This window comes from Vibrio nigripulchritudo ATCC 27043, from assembly GCF_000222685.1.
GTDB lineage: Bacteria > Pseudomonadota > Gammaproteobacteria > Enterobacterales > Vibrionaceae > Vibrio > Vibrio nigripulchritudo.
In genome coordinates this window covers 1-20,548 of sequence record NZ_AFWJ01000321.1, presented here as the reverse complement: position 1 = coordinate 20,548, position 20,548 = coordinate 1, and the positions used below count along the sequence as shown (strand labels likewise).

15 protein-coding genes are annotated in these 20,548 nt (G+C 44.6%); all 15 read right to left on the bottom strand.

What is annotated here, in order from left to right:
* Positions 1 to 493: 493 nt before the first annotated feature.
* A complete protein-coding gene (locus tag RH89_RS27205; protein ID WP_004408949.1) occupies positions 494 to 1,405 on the bottom strand; it encodes a hypothetical protein in 912 nt (303 codons plus the stop codon).
* 65 nt (positions 1,406 to 1,470) lie between these two features.
* Positions 1,471 to 3,282: a type VI secretion system tip protein TssI/VgrG gene (gene tssI / locus RH89_RS27200; protein WP_004408947.1), complete on the bottom strand. Its 1,812-nt coding sequence runs from the start codon at positions 3,280 to 3,282 to the stop codon at positions 1,471 to 1,473.
* A gap of 56 nt (positions 3,283 to 3,338) precedes the next feature.
* Positions 3,339 to 3,818, bottom strand: a complete 480-nt coding sequence (locus tag RH89_RS27195; protein WP_004408945.1) for an Hcp family type VI secretion system effector — start codon at positions 3,816 to 3,818, stop codon at positions 3,339 to 3,341.
* A 221-nt stretch (positions 3,819 to 4,039) separates the two neighbouring features.
* A complete protein-coding gene (gene tssH, locus RH89_RS27190) occupies positions 4,040 to 6,607 on the bottom strand; it encodes a type VI secretion system ATPase TssH (protein WP_004408944.1) in 2,568 nt (855 codons plus the stop codon).
* A gap of 35 nt (positions 6,608 to 6,642) precedes the next feature.
* Positions 6,643 to 7,608, bottom strand: a complete 966-nt coding sequence (tssG, locus tag RH89_RS27185; RefSeq protein WP_004408940.1) for a type VI secretion system baseplate subunit TssG — start codon at positions 7,606 to 7,608, stop codon at positions 6,643 to 6,645.
* Entirely contained in the window at positions 7,605 to 9,428 is a 1,824-nt protein-coding gene (tssF, locus tag RH89_RS27180) for a type VI secretion system baseplate subunit TssF (RefSeq protein WP_004408938.1), read from the bottom strand. The genes tssG and tssF overlap by 4 nt, the downstream gene beginning before the upstream one ends.
* Positions 9,425 to 9,907, bottom strand: a complete 483-nt coding sequence (tssE, locus tag RH89_RS27175; RefSeq protein WP_004408937.1) for a type VI secretion system baseplate subunit TssE — start codon at positions 9,905 to 9,907, stop codon at positions 9,425 to 9,427. The genes tssF and tssE overlap by 4 nt, the downstream gene beginning before the upstream one ends.
* 10 nt (positions 9,908 to 9,917) lie before the next feature.
* Complete coding sequence (locus RH89_RS27170; RefSeq protein WP_004408933.1) at positions 9,918 to 10,721, bottom strand: type VI secretion system accessory protein TagJ; 804 nt, start codon at positions 10,719 to 10,721, stop codon at positions 9,918 to 9,920.
* A gap of 14 nt (positions 10,722 to 10,735) precedes the next feature.
* A complete protein-coding gene (gene tssC, locus RH89_RS27165; protein WP_004408932.1) occupies positions 10,736 to 12,241 on the bottom strand; it encodes a type VI secretion system contractile sheath large subunit in 1,506 nt (501 codons plus the stop codon).
* 38 nt (positions 12,242 to 12,279) lie between these two features.
* Positions 12,280 to 13,773, bottom strand: a complete 1,494-nt coding sequence (tssC, locus tag RH89_RS27160) for a type VI secretion system contractile sheath large subunit (protein WP_004408931.1) — start codon at positions 13,771 to 13,773, stop codon at positions 12,280 to 12,282.
* Positions 13,773 to 14,294 carry a type VI secretion system contractile sheath small subunit gene (gene tssB, locus RH89_RS27155; protein ID WP_004408930.1) on the bottom strand — a complete coding sequence of 174 codons (522 nt, stop codon included), beginning with the start codon at positions 14,292 to 14,294 and terminating at the stop codon, positions 13,773 to 13,775. The genes tssC (RH89_RS27160) and tssB overlap by 1 nt, the downstream gene beginning before the upstream one ends.
* A gap of 18 nt (positions 14,295 to 14,312) precedes the next feature.
* Complete coding sequence (gene tssA / locus RH89_RS27150; protein ID WP_004408929.1) at positions 14,313 to 15,440, bottom strand: type VI secretion system protein TssA; 1,128 nt, start codon at positions 15,438 to 15,440, stop codon at positions 14,313 to 14,315.
* Positions 15,440 to 16,225: a PP2C family protein-serine/threonine phosphatase gene (locus tag RH89_RS27145; protein ID WP_004408928.1), complete on the bottom strand. Its 786-nt coding sequence runs from the start codon at positions 16,223 to 16,225 to the stop codon at positions 15,440 to 15,442. The genes tssA and RH89_RS27145 overlap by 1 nt, the downstream gene beginning before the upstream one ends.
* A gap of 13 nt (positions 16,226 to 16,238) precedes the next feature.
* Positions 16,239 to 16,934, bottom strand: a complete 696-nt coding sequence (tagF, locus tag RH89_RS27140; RefSeq protein ID WP_004408927.1) for a type VI secretion system-associated protein TagF — start codon at positions 16,932 to 16,934, stop codon at positions 16,239 to 16,241.
* The gene (tssM, locus tag RH89_RS27135; protein ID WP_004408926.1) at positions 16,916 to 20,440 is read right to left on the bottom strand and encodes a type VI secretion system membrane subunit TssM; all 3,525 of its coding nucleotides are present in this window, start codon (positions 20,438 to 20,440) and stop codon (positions 16,916 to 16,918) included. The genes tagF and tssM overlap by 19 nt, the downstream gene beginning before the upstream one ends.
* Between the last annotated feature and the right edge of the window lie 108 nt (positions 20,441 to 20,548).

Sequence of the window (20,548 nt, the reverse complement as noted above, 5' to 3'; positions counted from 1 at the left end):
CATTGAAACAGGGTCACCTCCAGTTTCGTGTTCTTTGGCACTGACCGGAGTGTCTTCATCACTGGTTGCGTTCTCATTTTGCTCCTCTTCAGCTTTTGCCGTCCGAAGGTCGTTTTTCTTCTTCCGGTTCACTGTATTCCAACTCAATGGGAACAGATGACGAAATGGGTGGTGCACTCACTTCAACACTACAGAATAATTGCTGTTGATAGAGTAGTTTCCCGAGGTGCTTTGCTTGAGCAGGGAGACGCTCTTCAGGTTTTAACGGAGAAAGAGATTGGAAACCGGAAACATTGTTCAGTTCACCTAGTAATTGCAATGATTGGGAGTCTGAACGAGAAAAGAACTGCGCAACAAAGTTGATGGCTTCGTTTTCACTCTGGAATACCTTTGCTGTACCTTTCCCTTGATTCTGAGATGAGAATGTAAATTTCTCAGTTCCTCGTTGGATTGTATTGCTAAAATTTTCCCTAATCATTGATACCTAAGCTCTTTATAACTGCCATGTAAATGAGGCGGCTGCTCTAAAATTGTTATCAGAGACGTCCATTTGAAAATGACAAAAGCCATTCACAGGATCTTTCTCTTGCACATTTGAAGTGTGAATCACTTTCCATAAGCCACTGTTAGCGCCTAAATCACCAAATGTTGTCTCGAGAAATTTGAACTCTGTGTTTTCATTTAAATATTTATGTAAATGGTGTATTTCGCTGTTCCAGTCAGATACGGCATCTTTAGGAACTGCAAAAGGTAATGAGAGATGGCTATAACGCTGCTTTGCTCGCTTCGCACTGGCTCTGAATATAAAGCGAGTACTTTCTCCAACTTGCTTATCAAGAGTAGATACATCAATGAGCCCCCAACCGTAATTCAAGCCGTTTTTACTTTTCTTAACTTTGACTAAGAAAAAGCTGTCGTTGCACGCCACCTCTTTTGGCTCTTCTTCTTGCTCCTTTTTAAGGAACGCTGCATCTGTATCTATCCCTAAAACCCAGACTCCTGATTCGTGCTCATCCAGCAAACGGCTTAGCTTCTTAAAAGACATCAGAAATGACGCCCTGCCAAAGGGGTAGATAAGTTTTGGTGCACTGCTTTGCAGGGGACCAAAGTACTGCTTTAAATCTGTATACAACACGCTGTAATCTTCCCCACTTTCTTTTTCAGGAAGCAAAACGACGCAAGGAGCAGATTCTTTATTCTGCTCCAAGTAATTGATATTCCGTTTAGCGATGTTGCGCAGGCGTTCTATCTTACTTTCAGATTGACCTTTAATAATTCGGTTAGCCACACCACAAAAATCTTTCGAGTCTTCCCAGTCAGATGAGAATTCACTCTCGCCTTTCAGAACATCCACCAAATCATGTTTTCCAACTTTGAGAACCAGTGGTTCAAATGTCAGTGGCATTCAACTTCCAACTTATTGCACTTCTAATAAATTGAACTTTCTGTCGTCCAAATAAGGTTTTCTACTTAGTTCAGAGCGATCTTTCCGGCTTTCAAATCTATCGCTGATCCGTTTATGGCGACTTGGTTGCCTTTGATGTTTATTTCACCAGAACTCGACATAGTGATGGACGCGCCACCAACCTTTAGTTCAATGCTTTTTCCTGCGGTAAGAGAGAGAATTTCACCAACATCGACACTTAAATTCTTACCGACGTTATGTGCTTCATTGTTGGTGACTGTTTGTACTTTGTCGTTTTCAACAAGTATGTCTGCGTTGTTTTCCACAACCGATTGATAGTCTTTCTCTGCGTGAAGATACAAAAGCTCTTTTCCTGGCTTGTCTTCAAAGCGCACCTCATTAAAGTTGCTAGCGCCTCCTTTTACAGAGCGACTCTTGATACCACTTTGCGTTTTCTTGTCGGGCAGAGCATATGGGGTCCCATTAGCACCGTTGTAAAGCACACCCATAACAATCGGTTGATCAGGATCGCCGTTAACAAACTCGACGATCACTTCCTGCCCTACGCGAGGAAGAAAAGTACTTCCCCATCCGTTACCCGCGCTCTGCTGCGCAACACGGATCCAGCAAGAACTTTGTGCGTCTCGTTTACCTTCACGATCCCAGTGGAACTGGACCTTTATTCGACCATGCTTATCAACGTGAATGTCGCCTTCACTCGGACCCGTTACTATGGCAGTCTGAATACCTTGGATTCTAGGCTTCGCTTTAGGCAGCGGTGGACGGAAAAGTTTTTTCACATCCATGCAGTAGAATTGTACTTCTACTCCCTGCCCTGCATTTCCGTGACTACCTGTCTGGTTAAACACCGAAGCATTCACAGAGACATGGGTCAGAACAAACTCTTTACCGACAAACGCTTTGTCTTCATGGGCATCAAACTTAAAAGTTTGACCCGTGGTAAAAGTACGACAGCTTGCCGTACCTGAAAAAATTTGGCTTTCACGTTGAAGCGATTCAAGAATGTGCTGGTTCTTGTATGCATATTTATCGCCTGTTTCCTCTTCCCCCATGTATTCGTAGTATTCACTCATTGGAGGTGTGTAAGAGGCAGGCTTCATCTGAACGTTATGACTAGGAAGGCTATTCGGCTTCAACATATCAAAGCCGGACAAACAACTCGCTTTTGTCGTGATCGATTGCGTTTCCTGCCAGGAAGAAACATGTGCAAATTCTGAACTGCCAGTGCTATGAGAAATAGCCGCTTCAGTACTAGGTTGGTAGAAACTTAAATCATCAAATAACTCTAGCTTGTGACCAGATTCTTCATGGATAAAACTAAAACTAATACCTTCTTCTGATAAAAGTCTTAGAATAAATTCAAGATCGCTTTCGTTATATTGAACTTTGAATGTATATTTTGGATAGGTTTTATTTAATTTCAGTGCAAACTCTACAGCATGCTCGCCTAATATTAATGAAATTATTTCTTTTACATCTTTATTTTGGAAAATTCGATTATTTTTCCGAAACTCACAAAGTGCCAGTCTAGGGCGAATTGTTAGTTCAATATCTTTATAATTTTCACCTTCGTGCCCAGAAGTAACTCGGCTGCCTAAAATACGAGCATTGGTAACTACACCATGAAAATATCTTGGGTCTTCTGTAACAAGTGCGTTGTTATCCATAAGAATAACTGCTGGCTTGCCGATAACTTGGGATAAATCCCCTTGAGTGCCATTGAAATAGGCTAAAGCTTGTAGTGAGAAAAGTTCTGAAAGTCCTTCGTAATATTGGAAGCTATTCAGAATAATTGAGTCGTACCCAAATGCTGTAGAGATCTTTATAAAGTTATTACTTTGTGTCGCTTTTTTCATTACAAACTTCTTACTGATTGAAACAAGTGCGGGGCATCGCTGCCCCGCAACATGAATTACATTTGCTGACCTTTAACGCCGCTGTAACCGTAAACAAGAGGAGCAACAGTGTTGTTCTTGTCGTCAGTTGGAGTAACAGTCATCATCATTTCAGTGTAAGAAATAGTGATTGTTTCAACTGGACGGTCGTCTTGGATAGACACAGCGTAGTTAGAAATCATTGCATCAGTTAGTTCGATCTTCATGATTTCTTCCACTTTTTCACCTTGCTTAGTGATGTGGAAAACAGCTGGTTTACCTTTACCGATAGTCGCTTCTTTGAACAGGTCTGGAGAAGCACGGTCTTGAAGTTTAGTAATAGTCAAGTCGTAAAGACGAGTAGAACTTGCTTCACGGTCTTGTGCTGTACCAGTGTAAGAAGTAATTTCACGACCAACGCTCCAATCAACAGAAAGTAGAGTGATCAGATCCTTGTACTGCTCAGCAGTAGCTTCACCTTTAATATCAGCGTATTTAAGGTATGTATTTGACTGCATGCTAATCTCCTATAGCATTGATTATTTCAACTCAATTTAATGAGCAAGGAATTATCCCAATACAGAAATTTGTATTGGGAAGTTAATTACAATTAAGTCATTTACGACTAATTAAATATGCGTTTTTATAACTTATATTCAATCATTTTAATAGCTTAAATTAAGGAAAAAACACTTAATTTGAATTGCACCGCATTTAATTCTATTTAATGACAAATGAGTTATTTAATCTTGATAGATATATTATCCAGCTCGCCTTTAATAACTAATTTATTAATAGATTTATCTTCCGATATAGCGATAAGTACCTCATCTGAAATCTTAGGCAGTAGGCTATTTTGAATAATTGTCTGTATTGCTCGAGCGCCACTACCCTCTTCATTACAATTGTCGATAAGTGCACCTACGAGCTCATCAGAATATTCAAACTCTGCGCTGTAATTAGCTGCCAGGCGCTTACCAATTTTGTTCAGCTGTATTTTCGCGATTTCAGTCAGAACATCACGATTTAGAGGCACATATGGAATCACATTAACTCGACCGAGGAATGCAGGTTTGAAGCTTTCTAGCAAGTCATCACGCAAAGCGGTTCTCAACCCATCAATATCTGGGGCAAGCTCAGGATCCTGGAACAGCTCCATGGTGGTATCAGTGCCAGCGTTCGAAGTCATGATAATTATGGTATTGCGAAAATCAATGTCGCGCCCTTCACCATCTTTTATGGTTCCTTTATCAAAGACTTGATAGAACACATCCTGAACCCCAGGGTGCGCTTTTTCCATCTCATCAAGCAAAATAACGCTGTATGGCTTTCTTCTGACAGCCTCAGTCAGAACACCACCTTCACCGTACCCTACGTAGCCTGGAGGGGATCCCAGAAGCAGAGAAACTTTATGTTCCTCTTTAAATTCCGACATGTTGATAACCGTTACGTTATCCTCGCTGCCATAAACCTGCTCTGCGATTGCCAGTGCAGATTCCGTCTTACCGACACCACTCGGTCCGGTCAGGAAGAAAATACCATTAGGCTTGGTTTCTTCATTAAGCTGGGCGCGAGCAGTCTTGATGACTTCAGACATAGTATGCAAAGCGTGATCTTGACCGACAACCCTTTCGCATAGCTTCTCTTTTAATGTCAGAAGACTGTTAATCTCATCATTCTGAAGTTTGCCAAGTGGAATACCTGTCCAGTCTGATACGATTTCAGAAACTAACGCCTCATTAACGTGTGAGAATACAAGTGGCGTCTTGTTTTCTGCTAGCGTCGCTTCGACTTCAACCAGCTTTTCTAAGGCACCTTCGATTTTGTCTTCCAGAACTTCTGTTTTTAATTGCTTAGACTGGCTAACTAACTCAGATTCTTTTTCCCAAACTGATTTAAGCTCAGAAATCTCCGCTTTTAACTCATCACTTTCACTGCTTAAAGCGGCAAGGACATCAGTATGCGAATGACCTAGAGCCTGCTCTTTTTCCAACTGCTCAATTTGAGCAACTTTTTGTTCGAGCGTTTTTTCAAGAGCTTCTAGCTGCCCAGGCATTGCCGACTGGCTAAGCGCTACACGGGAACAGGCAGTATCTAAAACAGACACGGCTTTGTCCGGAAGTTGGCGACCATGTATGTATCGATCTGATAGATACACAGCGGCTTTTAATGCTTCATTGGTAATGTGGACACCGTGGTGACCTTCCATGACAGGAACTAACCCACGGAGCATTTCCACTGCGAGTTCTGGAGCTGGTTCTTCAACTTGAACAACCTGAAACCGACGAGTTAAAGCGGCGTCTTTCTCTACGTATTTTTTGTATTCTGCCCATGTAGTCGCGGCAATAGTACGTAGCTCTCCACGAGCTAAGGCTGGTTTGAGAATATTTGCAGCATCACTTTGCCCTGCCTGACCACCACTTCCGATTAAGCCATGTGCTTCGTCTATAAACATAATGATAGGTGTAGGCGAATCGTTCACTTCTTTGACCACAGACTTAAGTCGGTTTTCAAATTCACCTTTCATGCCTGCACCTGCCTGAAGCAAAGCCAGATCCAGAGACTTAATTGAAACCCCTTGTAGCGCAGGTGGTACATCTCCCTGAACCACTTTTAACGCCAAACCTTCAACTACAGCTGTTTTACCTACACCTGCTTCGCCTGTCAGAATCGGGTTGTTCTGACGACGTCTTAGCAAGATGTCGATCATCAGGCGAATCTCATTATCTCGACCTACAACTGGATCGATTTCACCTGCCTTTGCTTGATCTGTCAGGTCAATGGTGAACTGGTCAAGTGCCTTAGTCGACGCTTTTTGCGCTGGCGCAGCTTGCTGAGTCTTGCGATCGGCGCTGTGCCAGAAATGCAGCAAAGCTTCGGGGCTAATTTTATCGAGCTCCTGACCAAAGGCAGAGGTAACAGCAAACAACGTATCGTCGTTTAACAGCGCATATAACAGGTGAATTACATCAATCTGCTCATCTGAGAACTCGATGCTGGACACCATCCAAGCACTCTTCAGAATAGTCACTGTATGCGCTGACAAGCCTGGTACAGTCTGGCAGCCTGTTTTCAGTTTCTCTAAGCTGTTTTGAATATCATCTTCAAGCTTGAAGACGTTCAATCCAAACTCTTCAGATACAGTCTGAATTACCGTACCTTGCTGTTGCAAGATAGTAATTAACCAGTGGGTCATTTCAATACTGTGGTGAGTTCGGCTACTCGCCAGTGCCGCTGCCTGCTCTAGTGATGCTTTTGCATCTGGAGTTAGCCTCTCCACTAGTGCAGCTAAAGATAGTGATGTCATGGATATTTCCTTATATATCGCCTAACTGATGTTGCTTAAATTCGGATAGTGATAGTGTTGTTTTCAGATCGTTTGTGTGGAGCGAGTACACTGCCAAGCGCTAGCCTGCCCCCACCTTTTTTGAGTTGCACTTTGGGCAAATGCTTATATTCAGCCGTCAGAGTCCATTCAATTGATGCGGTTTCGCCCAGTAAATCCTGACAAAGCGCTTTTATTTCTGTGATTCGCTCACCTTTGGGCATCATGCCGTGTACTTGGTCCTGCCCTTTTGCGGTGAATTCAACGGTAAATCCAGCATTTACGTTCCAGGCCTTTTGCCCCAGGCTCGCCCCTCGTCCAAGTTCGGAAAACTGCCCTTCTGGCATCTTCTTCGAACACAAACGTGTTTGCTCATCGCTGGTTAGCTGCATCCACTTCCCTTTAAAGTCATGAATTTCGACTTCACAACCGGAAAGGGATTCCAGGCAAGCCTGGATGGCACCCCGGCTTTTGACTGGTTTGCCAAAAAGCCCACCCCAATGGATAGCCCTGTCACCAAGGTTGCCAGTAAGGGACGTCAACACCTGATCCCAAGGTGAGAACGTATTCTGGGATACTCTTCGATGCTGAACTGTTGGCTGAAAGTTTTGCCAGGTTCGGTAGAAAAGTGACAAGATTCGGTGGTTGAAAATGTCCAGAAAGTCCTGAAGCGTTGGATCATCCGCTTTCAACCTTTGTAGGATCAACTCACTGTAGTGCTTGGGCAGAACACCATTTTCTCCTGTCAGCCCAATCAGATTGGTCATTACAATCAAACTCTGATTGTGCTTAGGCTTTATTTTGGTGAATTCTCCAATCTCATAACCCAATTGCTGCGCAACTTTGAGTTCGATATTTTCCTGACTTGGAAGATGATCCGTTCCTAAGTTCGACTCAGATTTCAGAAGAAATTGCTCAATCAAATGAAGCGATTCGAACAGTTTTTCTTTATCAAGGCTTTCCAGAAACTTTTCTTGCTTCATAGCAACACCTTGTCACCGCACAAAGCAGGCCAACGATGAAAAACGTCTCCTGAACTCTTTAACCGAATACAGAGCTTGGTAAATGTATTGATCTCGGCATACTGTGCAAAGAACGTCGACAATACATTGCCCAGGAAGAAGATTTGCTCTTCCGATTGGGCACTGTCAGAAACTTCAAGAGTAATTTCGGTGCCATGACAGAAACCCACTCGCCCTTTCTGATTCACTCGCCCAGTTGCGGGCTTGGCGTCCATAGATACGATTGAATCAATCATGGCTTTAGATTCTGGTGACGCTTTGAATGCATAGAGATTAAGAGTTTCTCGTAACGTTTTTAGTCCATCAGAACCAGAGAAATGAGACAGAGTCAGTAGCTTGGCAAATTGCCAGCGGGAACTTGCATCCATGGACGGACGAATCGTTTCTGTTGGTGCAACCAGACACTTAGTGCTGTCGAAGTTATCTTTTACGTCCGGTAAGTTGACGTTGGGCATTCCACCACCAAAAGGAAGCTTCTTAGGCAGGTTCCGATTACAACACCATGCCTGAGCTGACATCACCCAATTGTCTTTGCTGTCGGGTGTAAACAGTTTGTGTTCTTTATCGACAAATGAAACATAGACATCTCGTCCAGGCTCATCAAACCCACCAGCCCAGCTTTTATCTTCACGGCGCATCGTCCAGTAAATTTCGTGTTCAGAAAGGTAGTTTGTATGTTCCCCTGCGTAAAACGGCGGCAGGCTCTGATATTTCATCTGCCAGCTACGAACACCTATCTCCTGAATACCAATCACTTCGGTTGTGTCGGGTTCGAGGTGCTCTGGATAAAGCGGGAACTCGTACTCCGATGCTACAATTCGAGTCGGCTCCATCGCGTGGCTGAACATGTTTATCACCGGTGTGCAGCCAAGAAGAACGGTGTCTTTTGTCACCTGCTTCTCAAGCCAGTCACAACTTTGATCAAAGTAAATCCAGAATTCAGCCTCGTCTTGATCGCCAAACCAAGCGGATTCCAGGTTAAGCAAATCAGCAAACAGGAATTTTTCTGGGAACAGGAAGTATTCAACCAATAAGCGGCTACCAACAAAACTTCTTTTGCTGTAAGGCACAACGGAGTGTTCTGCCTCGTAACCCACAGGTTTAATATGGCGTGGAGTTAACTGACGCCGAGTTTCATCATCCACAACTACAGCCATACCGATGGCTGACTGAAGGAAGAACTGAAGTAATTTGTAAGTGACCTGAGGTTGCCCGTTAAAGAACAGGCGCAGAGAGTCAAAGTTCAGCCCATTGATCTCAATTTCTTTACTAGCCCCTTTCAGAGTGAGTTTGAGTACCGATTTAGCTTCTTTTTCAATATCGAGCAACTGCCCTCTAAAGGGTGCATTTTCAAACGACGCTTCACTGATATTTAACGGGAGCACGTCGGTTTCATAACATGTTCTGAACTGACAAGCCTTAAACCCAGGGGCATCAAAAGTAACCGACTCACCTTTCTTTACTGTTACCTTAGATGTCGCCGACTCATCGCTGTCAATTTTAACCACACTCATCGATGGAATCGGAGCGTGGAAGTCGGGAAATAACTGACCAATAAGTGCTTCCGTCAATTGAGGGAAACTGTTATCCAGACTCTGACGAATCTGTGCAGTAAGAAAAGCGCAGCCTTCCATGATTCTGGCAACGTGAGGATCTTCAACCTGTTCCTCGCTCAATTTCAGCCGTGCCGCGATTTTCGGATAAGTTGCACCAAACTCTTGACCTTTGTGTCGTAGATACGCGAGCTCACGGTTGTAATACTTTAAGAATTCATCACTCATGCCGATTCACTCACCGTTATTCCTAAACTTACCGGTTCTACTTCGGAATCTAACACCAGTTCATGGTGCTTTTTACCTAGCTCATAGACGGCATTAATCCGCAGGCGCAAAATCCTGTCTAGCTGTTCTTTGTCTTCAATAATCGCAACAAGAACTTCCTTGAACCGAGGTTCAAACTCTAAGATTGTTTCTCTCACAATTCTGCACAGGTGCTGCTGCCCATCCTTGCTACTGAAAGGCATCGAAGAAAAATCTGGCAAGCCATAAGTTAAAAGTGACTGCCGTAACTCTGGTAAGTCGTTATCAACTTTTACCCAACTCAGACGAGTATTGAGCAACGCTTCTACGTCTCTTATCAGTCCTTTCACTACCTGTTGATTACTCAGTGGAAACTGAGTATCAACAGTCGTACTCGGGTCTAAATCGATAAGCTTGTCTAGCAAAGAAACGCCATTGCCAACATGGGATCTATTTTCCATCCGCTATCTACTACGCTTCAGCTTCTTGCTTTTCTTTCTCGATATTTTCGATGGTGGCTAATGGCAGTGCACTTTCACCCGCTAGCCAGACTTTTTGTCCATGACCGACAAACACCTTGTCTTCAACGACTGGATGCCAATCCGTCTCTTTTCCTAGCTTGTTCGCGTCTCTGTCGCTACGAGAATATGTCAGAGGTATATGAGCTTCACCTTCCGTGATGCCTTTAATAGAGAACTCGACTGGTCTCCAGATGGTTTCCAACAAGTTGCTGACAGGTTTAATGTTCAGGTATTCAACCTGATCAAGTGGTGCCAGATAGTAGTTACCTGTTGAGCTATAGAGTTCGATAAAGCCGTTTAATGAATCATCGATATCACGCACATCCAGATACTCAGTACCGTTAATGGTCAGTGTCGTTTCTGGTCTCAAAGATTCAAGTTCTTCACTCAGACGTTCTACTTCTTCTTCATTCCCCTCGTGAATAGCAAGATTCAATTGGGTCAATGCGGCGTACTGCTGTTCATTGGAACCTAAGAAGTTTGCAGTAGCTCCACCTTGCACAAAATCAACTCGTGCTTGCGCGGCTTTTACAAGATGGCGAATCTGGCTTGCACCAGCCAGGAATTCCGGGAAGAGTTTTGTAGCCTGCATCAGTTGTTCGTCAGCTCGTTCTAACTGCCCGTCAATACAAAGCAGCTCAATAAAATAGCTTCTGAGAGCGGCATCTTTTGGGTTTGACTTGATTGACTGGATGACCGAATCCAGTGTTTCCTGCAATTTTGCTTGACGTACTAATTGCTGCCAATCTGACATGAGACTTTCCTTATTTATATCGTTTTGTCCGGAGCAAGCTCGGTGATTAATCTGACACTTGAAACCATCTGATCGAGTTGGAAATGTGGTCTCAAATGAATGATCGAGTAGTAATGCCCAGGACTGCCTTGTTTTTCTTTAACCTGAATTTTTGCTTCGTTGAGCGGGTACTTAGCCCTCAACTCATCTGAAGCTTCATCTGACGCTGTTGTGTACTGATGTAACCAACGTTGGAAATCGCCCTCAATACTCGCTGCATTTTGATAGCTACCCACTTTGTCGCGTCCCATTACCTTGATGTAGTGAGCAATGCGCGCGACGCACAATGTGTATTGCAACATCGAAGACAGCCTTGAGTTCACAGTGATTCCCTTTTCTTCATACACTTTTGGCTTGTGCAATGAAGAGTTAGAAGTAAAGGCAATCAGTGGGCTGTCTGATACCGGTGAAAGCGGAATAAATCCACAGTCTGATAGCGCCAACTCTCTTGATTCAGAGATTTGATAATTCACTGGGGAACGGTGTCTTTTCGCTTTACCCGGGAATTGCATCTGGCTACCTACAGGTGGAAGTATCACTCCCTGTCCGTAACTTCCTGCTTTCAATCCTCTGATATGGGCAAACCATCCCGACTCGCTGTAGGCTCTTAGCACTGTGGCGGCAAAACAAAACGAAGCGCTGCCCCACAGCATATCGCTTTCTGAATTGGTCACCTTTTCTTTAAACGCAAAAGCATCCAGTCGACTGCCATCGTATTTGTACGGCTGGCGCATAAGAACATAAGGCACCGTAACAGCGACGAATTTGGCATCTTCACTGTCACGGACTGCCTGCCAGTTCTTATATTCCATTTGGTCAAATTGCGCATGCACATCCAATATCGTCGCCAGTTCTGAAAACGCATCAACTCCGAATAAACTAGGAGTTGCTGAAATCAAAACCGGGCAGAATGCGGCTGCCGCTGTCTGGCTGATCTTCCGAACCAGTGTCATGTCTCTATCAAGCTTGTTGGTTCCCGCTTGATGAGAGATGCAATAATTCCCCACAATCAGACCAAATGGCTCCCCTCCGGGAGTAGAAAATTCATTTTGGTAAACAAGTTTGAACAAACCACTTTGGTCAAACTCGATAGCTCGCTGACTATCCCGTCTGAGCTCTTCCCAACTGCACGATAAAATCTTTATCTTGGAGCTTTGCTCGGAGCCAAAACTGTCTTTTTGATTCACCAGATATTCGACGCCACGCCAACCCGCTTCAAAAGCCTGGAACTCCTCGTGATGAAGAATCGCGTTTATCTGCTCATTCAATTGCTGATCAATCAGATCAATAACACTCAGTAAACTTTGATGCATCTCTTCAACACTGCGAATGTTGTTTGCGTCGCACCAATATTTCAGAGATTGTGAATCGGACTGTAAGTCAAGAAAACGGTCAAGCCAGATAGCATCCAAGGTTGGGTCTTGGGGTGTCTGTACATCGTGAATCAACAGCTCTGGTTCTACAAAATGAAATTCTGTCATGATGATATGGCTGACCCGAGGGTCAGCCGTCTATCCTATTAACCGCCTGACTCAGGGATCTTCGCAACAAGACGAAGAGACGTAGTCAGTTCTTCCATTTGTAGCCATGGTTTCAACCACGCTACAGCGTTGTAAGCACCTGGGCTTCCAGGAATTTCTTTAACCTGTACTTTTGCATCAGCCAGAGGGTACTTAGCACGGATTTCCTGACCGCCACCTTCTGATGCGTTAACGTAAGACAGGATCCAACGGTTTAGCCATGACTCAACGTCTTCTGCTTCCATGAAGCTACCGATCTTGTCACGTGCCATAACCTTCAGATAATGAGCGAAGCGCGAAGTCGCCATCATGTATGGAAGACGTGCAGAAATTGCCGCGTTTGCCGTTGCTTCAGGGCTGTCGTACTTAGCTGGCTTCTGACACGTTTGAGCACCAAAGAACACCGCGTAGTTGGTGTTTTTATAGTGACAAAGAGGCAAAAAGCCCAGTTTACTAAGCTCTGCTTCTCGACGGTCAGTAATGCCAATTTCTGTTGGACATTTCATATCCGGGTCGCCATCGTCACTCTGGAAGAAGTGCGTTGGTAAGTTTTCTACGCGGCCACCGCCTTCAGCACCACGAATAGCAGTACAGAAGCCATATTTAGCGAACGCATCGGTCAGTTTTGCACCCATTACGTAAGACGAGTTCATCCAGCAGTAATCATTGTGGTTTGCGTTGATCGCAATGCCAGATACTGGGTCAACTTCAAACTCTTCATAGCCAAATTCTTCAACCGGAGCTGTTGCTTCACCGTATGGCAAACGAGCAAGCACTTTTGGCATAGTCAGAGAAACAAAGCGAGAGTCCGCACTTTCACGGAAAGAACGCCACTGCGTGTATTCCAGAGATTCAAATACTTTTTCCAAATCACGTGGTTTAGAAAGTTCTGTCCACTCATCAAACCCGAATAGCGCAGGAGATGCCGCTGAAAGGAACGGAGCAAAGCCCGCTGCTGCGACGTTAGACATCAGACCAAGAGTCTCAATGTCTTCTGGGTGGTTAGTAAACTCGTAGTCACCAATCAGTGCACCGTAAGGTTCACCACCAGCACTACCAAACTCTGATTCGTATACTTTCTTAAAGATCTGGCTTTGGTCAAACTCAACCGCTTTACTTAAGTCTTTATGAAGCTCTTTCTTCGTCATACTCATCAGACGAATTTTTAGCGTTGCGCTTGTTTCTGAATTTGAAGTCAAATATTGCAGTCCACGCCAAGTACCCTCAAGCTTCTGAAGTTCAGGGTGATGCATTACCGCAGCCAACTGCTTTGAAATTTGAGTATCTAAAGCTGCTATCGCTTCACGGAAAGTTACGGTCAAGTTCTTGTTCCAGGTTACCGTACCTTTCATCGCTTCTTCAGTTAGCGTTTTGATCAGCTCTTCCGCACGTGAAGCTTCTGTCTGCTTAGTCGCACCAATCGCCTGCTCTAGAAAAGAAGCACTCTGTTCACCAACGGTAGGGTCTAACTGCTGTTCAGTTTGAGTACTCATTACTCATCTCCCTCCTTCTTATCACCTTCATTGAGGTTCAGTTCACCAGCCAACTTCTCTAAGTTGTCTGTGTTATTCAATACGGACTCCAGTACGTCTTCCAGCTCTTCAGAACGGTCTACTTTCGTCATCAAGTCACGAAGTTTGTTTCGGGTTTCCATTAGCTTACGTAAAGGATCAACCTGATTTACGATGGAAGCTGGCTCGAAGTCCTTCATGGAATTGAAGCGCAGATCAACGGTAAACGTTGAGTCATCATCAGCAAGCTTGTTATCCACTTTAAACGACAGAGTCGGGCTCATTTTCTTTAGAACGTCGTCAAAGTTATCGCGATCAATCTGGATAAAGCGACGGTCTTTAAGCGGCTTTAGCGCTTCAGTGTTGTGTCCCGCAAAATCACCCATTACACCAAGAACAAAAGGCAGTTCTTTTTTAAGTGAAGCATTTTCAGTTTCTACGTCATACGTAATATGAACACGAGGCTTCCTTACTCGTGAAAGTTTCGAGTGGATACTCGTCATAGGATTCTCCCTTATTTGTTATTCGCCATCTTGGTCTACTATGCCAACCAAACGGAAGTAGCCGTTCTTGGCTTCTCCATCAGAAATAAGCTCTGCCAGCAAATCTGGCAGAGGCATATCACACCACCTCACTACCTGTTCGATTGAATACGAAACGGGAGAATGTGGTTCAGTTTCCTTAAAGAACTCCGCAATCTTTTTGAGCTGCTCTATGGCATGCTCTCTCGATGCCAAGTTCGCCGCTAACAGCTGACCTGCAGGTACCGCAACCGTTTCTACTGTTCCGTCTGCAGCCTCTTCAACGACTTCTTCTAATTCTGTTTCTACTGCCACATCTGCTTTAAGCCTGTCACCAGCCAAGTGGTTAAGTGCAGATTGAATGGCTTCAAGCTTCTTCTGGATATGAGAACTTGGCATTACTTCGCCACAAGCATCATCCATGGACTGGCTATATCGATTAAATGCTTCAATGGCTAACGCAAGGTCTTCTCCAAGCTGCTGGTAGAACTCCTTCGAAGACTGACTAACTGCGTCTTGAATCGACTTAAGCTCTACCGCACCGCCATCCAGTTTTTGACGTTTCTTGTCTTCGTCTAAACGTTCCAGATCGACCGCTTGCTGGTACTCCCAGTAGGCGTATGACTGACCCGTATGAGTCTCTGTAAGTGGAATGGAAGACAGAGGAAACAGCAAAGTGCCCTCTTTCTCTATTCCGTTTAGTCCAATGATTGGAGTGACGCGCGTCTCGATTCCATCTTCATCGGGCATCGGATGAAGATGATCCCAGAAGTTTTCAATAAGTTGAGCAGCTAATTGGTAGCCCTCTGCAAATCCTTTGAACCCATAGGCTCGCGTCATCGCCTCAATCACCCATGCAACCAGTTCCAAATCTTTTGAATGGTTGGACAATTGCTCTGGAACGGTTTCAAGAAACGGAATCCAGAGATTGACGTAATTGAGTAGAGGTTCTTCAACGATGATCGCATTGCGTTCTTCATTTCGAGCGACCATACGCTGGTCTTTCAAACGAAAGTAAGCGGACTGGGGGCTTACATCAGAGCGCGGATCGGCACCTGCTGGCGCTTCTTCAGATATTGGAAGAAGTGCTTGTTCGATCCATTCAAAATCGGAGGCTTCGTACATCATTATCGACTCCTTGCGAAAATTGGAACCGTTGCATCATCAGATTGTGCAACCTCAGACGAGTACTCCGCAGCGGTTGCTTTTATCAGTGCGCAGGTTACGTTGTCTTGTGCGCCTTTCACCAAGGCAGAATGCATAAGTGCCAAACCAGACTGAGCAACTGCATCCGCCTGAAGGCTTCTCGCCAGTTCAGCGTTGTTAAGCTCTTTAGTGAGGCCATCACTGCAAAGCAGAAATTGATCGCCAGGTACAAGTTGCCCAGACACCTGATCGACGACAACATCGGGTTCCACTCCTATCGCTCTGGTGATCACATTTGCCAGAGGATGGCTTTCAGCGTCGTCAAAATTCAGCAGCCCTTGATCAACCAAATCCATGACTTGGCTGTGATCGCGTGTTTTTTGGACTAGCTGGTTGTTTCTCATAAGATAGATACGGCTATCGCCTACCCACAAGCAGTGGTAGAACCCATCCTGAATGTACAAGAGCACCAACGTTGTCCCCATGGTTTTCCCATCGAGGTTATTTCTTGCGTAATCGTATATCGCGTAGTTCGCTTCTAGAACGGCTTTTCTCAGGTCATCAATAGAGAAGTCCTGATGTTCATTCGCATACTTTTCGATGGTATCGACCAGCATTTGACTGGCAATATCACCGGCTTCATGACCGCCCATTCCGTCCGCTACAACCCAGACACGCTTTGCAGATAAGTCCAGTAGAGAATCTTCGTTGTAGGGTCTGACCTTCCCTGGGTGCGTTTTTGAAAAGGTAAAGAAATTCCAATTCATTTCGCGTTACTCCTTACCAATTCCATTGATCCCAATTGCCATCTAGCATGGCTGCAAATTGTCCGACGGCCGGCAAGCCATCTGTAAACGTTGAAATTGCCGGAATAGTCTCTGAACCTTCGGTCCACCAGTAGCATGTACGCGGCAACTGAGTCTTGAGTAAATGCTGAAGCAGATGATTGCTTTCAAGCGGAATTTGTTCTTCAAACAACAGGTTTTGAAACTCACCGTTTACCGGTGTTGCTTTAAGCACTGGCGAACGGGTTAAGACTGCTTCCCAGTGCTCATTTGTAAGTAGTGGAGTCCAAGCTTCTAGCTGGAAGTTATCATCAAGCACTTCTAATGCGCGATCCTCCGCGGCTTCGCTCCATTTCCTGTCTTGCCAATAGCTGATAGCAGAGCCTTCAACAGGTCTTGCCAGAGTAAAGAAGTAGTATCTTCCAACAGAATCAACACTCGGGATCATGGTGCCAATAACCGTGTTCTCACCACACACATTAGGTGAAAGCGCAAAGTGCCAAATTGGCGCGTTCATGTAGTGCTGTGTCCAGGATTCTTCCATCTGCTCCCGGCTTACAGCAAGCACCGCTTGCTGCCAGTCTTGCCATGATTTTAAGAAGTCTTGTGGAAGGGATTCCTGAATGAAATCCCCTTTAGCCGGCACTTTTCCAAAATATCCCCATTGTGGTGTTATAAGGTTTGAGGACATGTAAATCGCTCCATATCGTTCGACCAGAATGGGTTAATGGTGCTGCTCGGTATTAACTCCAATTGAACTTTGTTCCCCTTGAGATCAATCATGACAATGTTGTCCTTACGTGTTTCAGGACGAGCCTTAAGTGACTGATCGAGCATCTTGTACAGACCCCATTGACCTTCGTAGGTGTGTGAGATCTCTCTGGATGAGTTAGGCGGAATAAAGATAATTCGTGTTTCCGACTTGCTTGAAGGCCAAGACAAATTCTGAGTTCGCTCTGGACCATGGCTGTAAACCAGTTTTTGTGAACCCAGCTCTAACTTGAACTTAGAAATATGTTGGTCCAGATATTTTGGTCTCAAGCCGAACTCAATCTTCACTGAGTTATCGGTTTCGAAGAAAGTCTGTCTGATTTTCTCTGCACGCTGGAACACAGCTAACGTCTCAGGGCTCACTCCAATTTCTTTTTCGAAGCGCCATACACGTCCGGATGTATCGACAAACGGCTCCAAGTAGTCTGAGAAGAAACTGTCTAATGTACCGCCGTAACCAAAGAAGCGTTTGAAGTCTTTCAGGTTCACTTCATTCTTAGCAGAAGGATTGAATGGGTATCGACCTTCAATGCTTCGTTCATAAGCTTTAACCACCTGAGTTTTCCAGATCTGGTTCAAGTGATTCTGAGAACCTTTTTCTGCCAAGCGTGTTGATTCATGTGAAAGACCAACTAACCAACGATTAAACGGAGCAGGCAGAATCTGATTGGTACGCTTAAGTGAACGCGCAACGTCTTCAGTTACTGTTCCATCTAAAATGCTCTTGTATGCCAGTTTCTGGTTGTTACCTGAACTTGATAAGTCGGACAAGTATTCTCTCAATCCAACAAGAGACTGGTTGATCAGTTCAAAATCCTGTTGCTCGATTTTGATGATACCTTCGAACGCTCTTTCTACCTCTTTGCCTGGAAGGTTGATAGCCAGCTCTGTGTTCTCGGTAGGCATGAATCGACCAATAGCGTTTTTCTTGTTGTGCAGCGCAACATCGGCAGCTTTTGTCGCGACTTCAGCAGCCACTTTTTCGTTTTGGCTAAGTGACACTTTCGTTAACGAAACTTCTTTCTGAACTGCTTTCAGGAAAGATTCCACCGGACGCTCAGAACTCGCGAGAATTCGGCTTTGGATCAGACTAAGTTCTAGACTTGGTGTCGACTTAAGAGCAATATCGTTAATCAAAGATTCCCATTCATAGATGTAATCTCTGTAGTAACGCTCGCGTACACCTTTAACCGCAAGATCATGATCTACCGCCTGAATATCGATGTTGTCGCCGTAGACCCAGTTATCTTCCATCAGGTTTTTAACTGTACGTCCAATCTGCATCTGGAAAATACTGTGGAAACCATTAAAGGTGTAGAACCCAGGTATTCCTGCAGAAAGTGGTTTGCCGCTTTTGCGTTCAAACTGACTAAGGCTTTGTGACCCCATAACATCTGTGATTCGGAATGAAGGTACATGGCTCTTAATGAATTGCAGTTTCATACGCTGATAAGCACGCTCTGCCAATGGCAACTGAGTAAGTACATTTCGCGCGTCTTGGACTGCGTCATTGTTCACGTATAGCCCGAGGTCGTCGTTAGCCAACAAGTTCTTGGTATGCATCATCAGAGAAGCACGTTTTTCTTCGTTGAACTCACCTGGGAAGTTGTTCTCGAAATAGAGTTCGAACCAACTTTCGACATGGACGATATCGAAACGCTCCGGATTAAACAGCATCAAGTATGTTTTAAGAGTTTCGTACAAGTATTCCCGGTGAGACTGACTCGCTTCCATCTCACTGATAAGCGCCGATTCCAACAGCTTAGAGAAGTAGCCATTTAACGCCTGGTGATAGGCAGCTTTCGCTGGCTGCCCTATCTTGTCGCCCTGATACAATCCAAACTTCTTAATGCCTTCAACGTCTTCGTAGTATCCGGCATACCCCATAGGTAGCCCCATGATTTCATCGAGCAACTCAAGGGATTCCACTAAGTTGTCTTCGAAATCAAAATCGATTCGCTTCACTTGTTCATCGATATTGGCAATGCGGTCATCGGTTTCAGTGATAAGTTGCTTATTCCATTGGAAACTTTGGAACCAGATTGCGCCAAAAGCAGCCACACTCGCCAAGCTGAATGCCAGTGCACCATGCTTGACCCAACGGTTCTGCTTTTGATGATGACGGTTCACACTGCCAAGGAATTGCTCTCTGAATATAATGTCTTCAAACAGAGAACGAATGAAGAAACTCGCTGACTCTTTAGAGCTGGTTTTAAGCGATAGCTGAGAAAGCCCAAGACCTGATGATGTTTCATTCATTACGCGGTCAATTGGCATGCCTTCCTGAACCGCACTCACGATAAACACACCACGAATCATGGTTGATTCTTCGAAGGCATTCTTAGCAAAGATGTCGCTTAGAAACTCATCGACATTTGCCTGAAGCATTCTTAGCTGTTTTGGAAACTCAAAAATCAGTGCTCGCTTGTCTAGATCAGTTTCCTGCTCTAAACGCTTGTTCATGCGCTTATCAAGGCTTTCCAGAAGATGGTGAAATTCTTTGTTAAACAAAGAAATAACACCTTTCTCATCTTCTGAAGACTCAGGGAACATGAAACCAAGTAATTGATCGCGTTCTTCGTCCTCTAAATCGGCAAAGTATTCATTAAAGCCTGCTATTAGGTCAGCTTTGGTTAGAACAATATAAATAGGGAACTGCATACCAAGCTGATTTTTCAGCTCCTGAATACGCGCCTTAATTGCTCTTGCATGCATACCTCGCTCTGTACGAGTCTGGCTCATTAAGCTGACCAAACTTACTGCCACGATGGCACCATTGATAGGGCGTTTCGTACGGTATTTTTTAAGTAACCCAAGGAAACCCAACCAAGCTTTTGAGTCTTTTTCTGAATGGCTGTCTTGCGTGGTGTAGCGACCAGCCGTATCAATTAATACCGCTTTATTTGTGAACCACCAGTCACAGTGGCGAGTTCCACCAATCCCAGACAAAGGGTCTTGCCCTAAGCTGTCAGAAAGTGGGAACTCCAAACCAGAATTTGCTAGTGCCGTCGTTTTACCTGTTCCCGGTGGACCAATTAAAACGTACCAAGGCAGTTTGTAAATGCTTTGCTTTCCGCGTTTGCCCGTCTTGTGTAAGACTTGAATTGCCTGATCAATTCTCTCTTTGAGCAAGTCAATTTCGGCAGCGGATTCTTCATCGTCTTGCGCATTGACTTCCAGAAGATTCTGAATGCTTTCATCTTCTTCTTTCTTTTCTTTCTTCTGCTGGCGGATGTTCACGACACCCCAGCCAAACATTAGTGCTAGCAGTACCAGAAGACGAGAGGTTTCACTTTTTAAAGGTTCATGACCTGCAACGGCCACGAGCGGGCCAACCAGCCAGATCATAAGTGACAGAGCAATCAGACCAATTAAGCTGACAAACCATTTTTGGCTGACAAATTTCCCTACAGCTTTAAAACTCACTGTTCCTCTCCTCCTACAGCTCTTTGTGCCACTAACAAGTCGATTTCAACACGGTCGGTTTTTCGCTCGATTGCTTCGGTGTCGTTGTCAACAAGTGGTCTTGCGTCT

Excerpts from the sequence above, each read along its gene's own strand:
- RH89_RS27145 (WP_004408928.1), bottom strand. The coding sequence starts at position 16,225 with ATGAATTGGAATTTCTTTACCTTTTCAAAAACGCACCCAGGGAAGGTC.
- RH89_RS27170 (WP_004408933.1), bottom strand. The coding sequence starts at position 10,721 with ATGTCAGATTGGCAGCAATTAGTACGTCAAGCAAAATTGCAGGAAACA.
- tssF (WP_004408938.1), bottom strand. The coding sequence starts at position 9,428 with ATGAGTGATGAATTCTTAAAGTATTACAACCGTGAGCTCGCGTATCTA.
- tssC (WP_004408931.1), bottom strand. The coding sequence starts at position 13,773 with ATGAGTACTCAAACTGAACAGCAGTTAGACCCTACCGTTGGTGAACAG.
- tssC (WP_004408932.1), bottom strand. The coding sequence starts at position 12,241 with ATGACAGAATTTCATTTTGTAGAACCAGAGCTGTTGATTCACGATGTA.
- RH89_RS27195 (WP_004408945.1), bottom strand. The coding sequence starts at position 3,818 with ATGCAGTCAAATACATACCTTAAATACGCTGATATTAAAGGTGAAGCT.
- tagF (WP_004408927.1), bottom strand. The coding sequence starts at position 16,934 with ATGTCCTCAAACCTTATAACACCACAATGGGGATATTTTGGAAAAGTG.
- tssH (WP_004408944.1), bottom strand. The coding sequence starts at position 6,607 with ATGACATCACTATCTTTAGCTGCACTAGTGGAGAGGCTAACTCCAGAT.
- tssB (WP_004408930.1), bottom strand. The coding sequence starts at position 14,294 with ATGACGAGTATCCACTCGAAACTTTCACGAGTAAGGAAGCCTCGTGTT.
- tssE (WP_004408937.1), bottom strand. The coding sequence starts at position 9,907 with ATGGAAAATAGATCCCATGTTGGCAATGGCGTTTCTTTGCTAGACAAG.
- tssI (WP_004408947.1), bottom strand. The coding sequence starts at position 3,282 with ATGAAAAAAGCGACACAAAGTAATAACTTTATAAAGATCTCTACAGCA.
- RH89_RS27205 (WP_004408949.1), bottom strand. The coding sequence starts at position 1,405 with ATGCCACTGACATTTGAACCACTGGTTCTCAAAGTTGGAAAACATGAT.
- tssG (WP_004408940.1), bottom strand. The coding sequence starts at position 7,608 with ATGAAGCAAGAAAAGTTTCTGGAAAGCCTTGATAAAGAAAAACTGTTC.
- tssA (WP_004408929.1), bottom strand. The coding sequence starts at position 15,440 with ATGATGTACGAAGCCTCCGATTTTGAATGGATCGAACAAGCACTTCTT.